Source organism: Gilliamella intestini, from assembly GCF_900094935.1.
GTDB classification, from domain to species: domain Bacteria; phylum Pseudomonadota; class Gammaproteobacteria; order Enterobacterales; family Orbaceae; genus Gilliamella; species Gilliamella intestini.
In genome coordinates, this window is sequence record NZ_FMBA01000073.1 from 1 (window position 1) to 6769 (window position 6769).

11 protein-coding genes are annotated in these 6769 nt (G+C 33.9%); 1 reads left to right on the forward strand and 10 read right to left on the reverse strand.

Annotated elements, in window-relative coordinates; genetic code table 11:
- The 10 genes from GA0061080_RS11655 to GA0061080_RS11695 form a co-directional block, all read right to left on the reverse strand.
- Positions 1 to 292 (reverse strand): helix-turn-helix domain-containing protein (locus GA0061080_RS11655; RefSeq protein WP_141683161.1); only part of this gene is annotated, 292 nt, incomplete at its 3' end.
- A 130-nt stretch (positions 293 to 422) separates the two neighbouring features.
- Positions 423 to 1091 carry a hypothetical protein gene (locus tag GA0061080_RS11660; RefSeq protein WP_091125905.1) on the reverse strand — a complete coding sequence of 223 codons (669 nt, stop codon included), beginning with the start codon at positions 1089 to 1091 and terminating at the stop codon, positions 423 to 425.
- Between the two features lie 82 nt (positions 1092 to 1173).
- Positions 1174 to 1758 carry an antA/AntB antirepressor family protein gene (locus tag GA0061080_RS11665; protein WP_091125909.1) on the reverse strand — a complete coding sequence of 195 codons (585 nt, stop codon included), beginning with the start codon at positions 1756 to 1758 and terminating at the stop codon, positions 1174 to 1176.
- Positions 1759 to 1858: 100 nt separating this feature from the next.
- The gene (locus GA0061080_RS11670; RefSeq protein ID WP_091125913.1) at positions 1859 to 2272 is read right to left on the reverse strand and encodes a PM1773 family protein; all 414 of its coding nucleotides are present in this window, start codon (positions 2270 to 2272) and stop codon (positions 1859 to 1861) included.
- A complete protein-coding gene (locus GA0061080_RS11675; RefSeq protein WP_091125917.1) occupies positions 2272 to 2472 on the reverse strand; it encodes a helix-turn-helix transcriptional regulator in 201 nt (66 codons plus the stop codon). The genes GA0061080_RS11670 and GA0061080_RS11675 overlap by 1 nt, the downstream gene beginning before the upstream one ends.
- 104 nt (positions 2473 to 2576) lie before the next feature.
- Complete coding sequence (locus GA0061080_RS11680) at positions 2577 to 3527, reverse strand: hypothetical protein (RefSeq protein ID WP_091125920.1); 951 nt, start codon at positions 3525 to 3527, stop codon at positions 2577 to 2579.
- A gap of 169 nt (positions 3528 to 3696) precedes the next feature.
- Entirely contained in the window at positions 3697 to 4113 is a 417-nt protein-coding gene (locus tag GA0061080_RS11685; RefSeq protein WP_091125923.1) for a hypothetical protein, read from the reverse strand.
- Positions 4098 to 4655, reverse strand: coding sequence for a Panacea domain-containing protein (locus GA0061080_RS11690; RefSeq protein ID WP_065574190.1), 558 nt, complete (start codon positions 4653 to 4655; stop codon positions 4098 to 4100). Before GA0061080_RS11690 ends, GA0061080_RS11685 begins: the two co-directional genes overlap by 16 nt.
- Before the next feature lie 142 nt (positions 4656 to 4797).
- Entirely contained in the window at positions 4798 to 4965 is a 168-nt protein-coding gene (locus tag GA0061080_RS12675) for a hypothetical protein (protein ID WP_167349240.1), read from the reverse strand.
- A 458-nt stretch (positions 4966 to 5423) separates the two neighbouring features.
- Complete coding sequence (locus tag GA0061080_RS11695) at positions 5424 to 5822, reverse strand: terminase small subunit (RefSeq protein ID WP_091125926.1); 399 nt, start codon at positions 5820 to 5822, stop codon at positions 5424 to 5426.
- 750 nt (positions 5823 to 6572) lie between these two features.
- Here GA0061080_RS11695 and GA0061080_RS11700 point away from each other — a divergent pair.
- The coding region (locus GA0061080_RS11700; protein ID WP_141683162.1) for a transposase at positions 6573 to 6769 on the forward strand (197 nt) is incomplete at its 3' end.

Below are 6769 nucleotides of genomic sequence, written 5' to 3' on the forward strand. Positions count from 1 at the left end.
CTTCTTGACGAAGTTGATTGGCAACTCGATGTTGCCCATAAGCTGGATATTCATAGGCCATATTAACAACGGCTTGTTCTATATGTGGCTCTACCCGATTTTTTTCGATAGGCTTTTTACGACTGATTTCTTGAAGCGCAAGCTCACCCCCTTGCTCATACAATTTTTTAAAGCGATAATAGCTATCTCGACTGTATCCCATGACTTTGCAAGCTTGTTGAACGTTACCGAGTTGCTTAGCTAATTCTAGTAGTCCTAATTTAGGTTTAATAATTTTGGCTGTTTGATTCATTTCTGACTCTCCTTTTGTGTTATAAAATAACTTAAACGTCAGATTAAGTAAAGACTATTACATATTATGCCTAAATTACCCATAAGCATACCATTGGGATGATCCAACACATCAAGATAACTACAAAAATCTACCAAGTGGTCAGATTCGCGTTTAATCGCCGTCGCTTCGTCTGATTGTTGTTGCTGGTGTAGTCTTTCTTTGGCTTCTGCTGGACTGGTAAACTCATTGCTTTTAATCCTGCACCACTGCCCATATAACGCGGTTGGTCGGGTAATATGACTAATGAGTAACCCACGATTAAGGCTCTGTCCCTTGCCTTTTCTAATGCGTCCATAGTGCCTATTACAGTATTGTTTTTACCTGACAACATCGTCGCAATTTCAGCAAAAACACTTTTACCGCTACCACCTGCGCCTGTAACCTCTAAGAATAATTGCCAGTCATGACGGTTAGCCAATATCATATATAGCGCAGCTAAGATATTTTTAGCCTTATCTTGATTGCCTGATGCTCTTTTTAGCCATTTAGCGAAGTTTGGCGCGTGAGTATCAAAAGATTCATTTTCTTTGGCAGGGTAGTAATCAATATCATTACTGACTAATAGCCAATCTTGCTTATTATGAGGTCTAAAGGTTTGGCTTTTTAGCTCATATACGCCATTTTTAAAGCAGATTAAATCTTTCTGAGGTGTTCCCATTATAGGCAGTGATAACCTGAGCGATTCAACCGCTGAGCTAATTCGCATAGGGTTAAATGGCTCGCCTGATTGAGTGAATAAATCGGCTAGCGTTCGCATTAATAGTTTATCGCTTATAGGTTGCCATGCGTTATCTTGATAGTGATAGATTTCATCGGTAGTAAGATTAATCGCAAGGTTATTACACTTTCTTGTATTTGCTTGATGTAGTACCTAATACGATGCGGTTAATCATATCGAATTCATTAGTAAATACGGTGTTATTTGCGCTTTTCCCCAGTGCTTTACGTTGCTCTGTTAAAGCGTCACACATAGGACGGCTATAATCTGCGACTTTTAAACGTGCTTTTAATCGATTAAGTGCTTTCTTCTGGATTGTTGGCGCGATTTCTTTAAGATGTTCTTCACAACGTATAAAGTACTTTCTTATTGCTCGTCCTTTCTCATTGTTTTCAATCATTGCTAATTCTTTAGCCATGTTTAAAGTTAGATGATAATCAATACTTCTACGGTCTCCGCCTCTTACCGTTTCCCTTTTATTAAGCTGTTTGTTTTTTATACTTTGATTCACCAATTCGGGGGAATCAAAAACCACATAATCATCATTTTCAATAAAGCCATATTGTTCTATACGCCCTTTTATCCATGTAGAAAAATCACGCCCTACACCAAGAAAATGATGTAATTGTTTTGCACTAACTGTTTGCTGTAATTTACCGTTTAATTGTGTTTCGGTTACTGGTACTAAATTATTAAAATCTGTCATAAGTATTGCTCCTAACTTGTCGAAAAATCCCTCTTTTAGCTAAATTTAGGCAAAGGGATACCGTCAGCTCAAAAATGAGCTTTGCTATAAAATCAATTAATTAAGCTGCTTTGCTTGGATAAAGTGCTAAAATTTGGCTGATATCCGATTCAGTTAATAAGCTATTTTCATAACTAAGAATCAGATTAACCACCTTTTGAGCATCTTCCTTATTGGCTAGGTAATAGCGATAGTGTGAGCCTATACCGTCGGTATTAGGTTCATCCATGCGCTTTAATGTGATGCCTAACTTTCTTTCGAGTTCTGAACAATAATTTCTACCACTAGAAAGCCTACAGGTGCGCAATATCTCATTTTCGGTAATACCATTGTCACCAGTACACGCAATTAATAGGTAAGCTCTGGGCTTTTTAGGTAGCTTTTTATAATCAGATTGGCTATGATTGGAGGCGTCTAAGTTCCAATCTAAGCCCTCGATTATTTCACGATATAGAGGGTTTTGTTTTATCACCATTATGCTACCTCGCGGCGTTCTACTCTGCGAGATTCAAGCCAAGAGTAAATCTCATCAGCTCGATAGCCAACACGGCGCAAGCCTATTCTGATTTTTTGGGGAAAGGTTTCATCTTTCCGTTCTAGCGTATAAAGGCTAGTGTCAGATTTGAAATGTAGTAAAGCTTTTACTTCTTTTTTGGATAGGATTTGATTGGTCATTAGCTATATTCTCCTGATGTTTAAAGACAGGTAAAGGATATAACTGTTAATAAAATATATCATTGCACACAAAATTAAATTTTTGCATGCAAAATATTAGTAGCCTATTTTATTGAATTATCTAATAATTTATTACATTGAGAAAAGAAAGAATCAATTTTCCTTTTTCCTAATCCCTTGAATTGTGATTGTTCTGAAATCAAATCAGATAACTCCCCTTGAGTCCATTTTTTAGGGCTAGATTCTTTCAAAATTTTCAATATTGAAGCAAGTAATAATTGTGAATATTTATAGTCAATACTATCATCATTTCCCATTAAAGACTGTTCAAACTCTAATAAATGCTTGGTCGTAATAACCAACTCATGATCCTCTGGTAAATTATCTGCAGGATAATCTTCTGGGCTATTCTCAAACCGCTCTCTAAGACTTAAAATATTTCCATCTTCATCGAGAAGAAAGCTACCATCAATCCCAAATCGTTCAACTACAGTATGCTGTTTTAATGAAGAAATAAGATTTTCAATCCAAGCTCTTTCTGTTCCTACCAAAGGAAAATCATAAATATCCTTATCTAAATAAAATGATTTACCAATAGTTCCTTTTGTAACTAAAACTAGCTCTTCCATATAAAAATCAAATGTGAATTTGTCTTTATATTTTAAATATTCTTGATATATATCTGGCTGTTCATTTTCATATTTTTCTTGTAGATTAGAAAGCAGATGTTTATATCGATCCTTTAAATATTCCATCTCTAATTTTTTATATTCTTCTGTATTTCTTGAATGTTCATTTCTAAGCTCTTTGGGAGCATGAAACATTCCAAATATCATTCTATCGAAATCACTTTGTAGCTGCCTATGCTCCCCGTATTTACAAGCAATTACTTTTACTCCATAAGGAAATTTAACCGATAAAACTATTTTCTTATCTAAAACCCACTCTAAAATATCAATAACTGTAACTGATTCCCCAAATAATCTAGTTAATCGTTCAGCAGCCTCTGATAAGGTCACATATCTTTTTAATGTCAGTAATTTAGAATGATTCATACGCCCCTCACGCCCCTAATAGATATTTGCGCCAGTTCGCTAGGGTTGCGAATGTTCGGGGATCAGCCTAGACGCAAATAATACATTAATATACAGTTAGGTACATTATAGCACTGTGTTTATATACATGGAATGGGTTTTGGGAATGAAAAAACTACCTGATGGCGAGTTAGGTACAGTACTTATCGAAATGTTTTTTTATATGATTTTTAACTCTTTCTGACTTATTAAACCCTTCTAGAACTCTAATAAATAGTTCATCAGAACAAGGATCGCTTATTTTAGCGAAATTATTTTTAATATTAGAAATTACAGAGTCAACACCAAATATCTCTGCTTTGTTGTAGATAACGTAACTATCATTTTTGATGAATGGATGATCACCTACACTACAAACACAAGCAGGATCAAAATACTTTCCCTCTTTTATTGTAGTTATATTTACTGAAAGAAAAACATCCTTTCTATATTCCTCAATATACACAGGGTCATGACATATAAAATAAAGATGATGCTTATCTTCCGACATGGCACGAGATAATATAGTTCCTTTTCTTATTATTTGTTTCGCTATCTCATGTGGCATGCGATTTTATCCATATCATCCAATTCTTTAATCCATTCGGAAAGATCTTCCAACTGCTTCGGACTTCTTCCTAACTTTTCAAATAAAGATAGTGGGTTAATTGGAATTGAACTTCCTTTTGGATCAGTCCATTCAGGACAAAAATCATGAGTATATTTTTCAAGTTGCCATCTATTGTAATGGCCAAATTTATCATAAATAGCATCCATTATTTTTAAATCAGCAATTGAAAGCTCTGAAAAGTCTGCCTCACTCGGTTCAAAATTTAAAGATAAATCATGATTTTCTCTATCAGAAATCCACTTGTTCCACCCTTCATTAGGCTTATCAGAAGAACCGTTCATTAAATTATATGTTCTAGATAATATAGGTCCGTGATCTAAAGAAAACCATAGATCATTTGACATAGACTCATCATAAAGATTCATAGATTCGCGGTCGCAAAGATACAAAAGTTTCATTAACTTTAATAAGTTCATTCGTCCGCCTCTTTTTTGTAGCAAATATCCTGCCATTTGAGCGACTTTTTCTTCATTAAACATAATTTGAAACCTCTTTTTGTGTGGATTTGTCCATAGCTCACGCTATTAACTTGAGCAAAGTATAAGCGATTTGAACGATCCAAGTAAATAGGCTATAAACAAATTGTTGATATAGGTAACATTATGATTACAATTTATTTGATTATTTTTTCAGAACCTTTGCTAAAGCGTCTACTGCTTTTCGAGATTCAGTGTTGTTATCTCTATCGCGAGTTTTAATTTTATTTGGTGCCTTATCTAGCTCAATAAGAGTGTCAATGCCACTAGAATCAGCCAAAACAAACGTTTTGCTAAATGATGATGTAGCCATATTACGCCTCCTAAAAAGTACAATTACACAAGTCGTGTAATATTATATAGCTCTATTTTGTTATATCAATATGTATTTAACTGTTTAAAAAAGAATATAAATCAATATGAGAAAAACAATAATAAATATTTAATTTTCTTTAAATTAAACTTTATGAAAGAATTTTATAAGCTGTCTTCATAATGAAGATAACTGTCTTTTGAATCTTAATCAGGTATGGTTTACTTAAGCAATGGTTTCCATTTTTCTGTGAAAGCAAGCATTAGCAATTATTACCGCTTTTGCTTAGATTAGTATCCATTAATTTAAAGTAGTTTCACTGGATACCTGAATGGATACCTATATAAGTACTAGGGATTATATATTAAATGGATTCTCGGATATCTAAATTCCATAGGAAGTGGCTCAATTTGAGCATCTAAAACTTGAGCAGGTAACAAGTTTATGCTCTTTGCTTGTCAGGGGGTTAAACCCTTTGATGGTGGCGATACTAGTTCTATGCGCATTGGTTTAGATTTGGCTATAATGCTACTACCCATAGATTGGTGATCTAATGTCTGCTTTTCAGAATAACCATGATTAGCAAGCATCAATTTGGCAATACTTGCGTTAAACTCACCTTTTAAGCCTTTATTAATTAACTCGACTTCTTGGCGTGCTTTGATAAGTTCTAACATGTCCTTAAATTCTTCGCTTGAACTCGCATAATTATATAAACTAGACCTTGAACAGTTAGCATATAAAGCCAGTCCAGCCATAGAGGGAATGATTTCGCCATTTTTGATATAGCCCTGTTTATGTAAATACTCTTGCCCTAGTTTTAACATGTCCTTTATCTTTGATTTTCGCCCTGCCATATTGCCACCTAACTTACTAATAATAAGGCTATTATAATCCAATAAGGCGAATTATTAGATTGCTTTCTAACGTGTCCAAAAATTCACTAAACCAACCAAGAGGAGGGGGGAGTAAATTCCTTCGACCCTATACGTTCTAAACCGCCCACCCTCCTTTTTATGCAAAACCGCGAATTGAAATAATTTTTTTGACTGCTATTACTAAATGGGTAACCATAAATAGCTATGGTTGAGTAATTCAATTTAATAAACCTGCTGGCTTTTTAGCAGATTGCAAATGTAATACCTGTATGGTGGAAATCACCATAGAGCATTTATTCTTTTCCTCTAATAATAGCCCTGGATCAACCTTAAAATCATCCTAACTTAACATTATGATTAATAATTATTTTATTTTATTTTAATAAAAAAATAACGCTATCTAAATATATTTATATTTCAATTAGTTAATTACAGGATCAAGATTATTTTAATAATGTGTATAGTAGTGAACAGTAGTGAGTACTAGTGAACACCAAAAAATATATATAATAAGTATATAATATATTGATATATATAAATTAATATTAGGTTGGTGAATAGTGGTGAACACTTTATATTAAAAGTTTAAGATTATGGGGGGTAAGCATAAAAACAGCCTAATGACTGGGTAAGTAAAGGGTGACATTTGAAAAATGGATCGGCTACACTAAATCATACAACTTTTTTAAGGGGTGAGGTAAACTTATCACAACTAAAAAAGGAACAAATATGAATAAGATTAAACGCAAAAGACGAACATTCACAGATGATTTTAAACACCAAATGGTTAGTCTTTATCAACATGGTAAATCACGTAGTGAAATCGTTGCAGAATATGATTTGACACCATCAGCATTGGACCGTTGGATAACGCAATCAAGCCAAAGCGGCTCATTTAAAACAAAAGATAATCGCAGTCCACAAGA

Excerpts from the sequence above, each read along its gene's own strand:
- GA0061080_RS11665 (WP_091125909.1), bottom strand. The coding sequence starts at position 1,758 with ATGACAGATTTTAATAATTTAGTACCAGTAACCGAAACACAATTAAAC.
- GA0061080_RS11660 (WP_091125905.1), bottom strand. The coding sequence starts at position 1,091 with ATGCGAACGCTAGCCGATTTATTCACTCAATCAGGCGAGCCATTTAAC.
- GA0061080_RS11680 (WP_091125920.1), bottom strand. The coding sequence starts at position 3,527 with ATGAATCATTCTAAATTACTGACATTAAAAAGATATGTGACCTTATCA.
- GA0061080_RS11695 (WP_091125926.1), bottom strand. The coding sequence starts at position 5,822 with ATGGCAGGGCGAAAATCAAAGATAAAGGACATGTTAAAACTAGGGCAA.
- GA0061080_RS11675 (WP_091125917.1), bottom strand. The coding sequence starts at position 2,472 with ATGACCAATCAAATCCTATCCAAAAAAGAAGTAAAAGCTTTACTACAT.
- GA0061080_RS11685 (WP_091125923.1), bottom strand. The coding sequence starts at position 4,113 with ATGCCACATGAGATAGCGAAACAAATAATAAGAAAAGGAACTATATTA.
- GA0061080_RS12675 (WP_167349240.1), bottom strand. The coding sequence starts at position 4,965 with ATGGCTACATCATCATTTAGCAAAACGTTTGTTTTGGCTGATTCTAGT.
- GA0061080_RS11690 (WP_065574190.1), bottom strand. The coding sequence starts at position 4,655 with ATGTTTAATGAAGAAAAAGTCGCTCAAATGGCAGGATATTTGCTACAA.
- GA0061080_RS11670 (WP_091125913.1), bottom strand. The coding sequence starts at position 2,272 with ATGGTGATAAAACAAAACCCTCTATATCGTGAAATAATCGAGGGCTTA.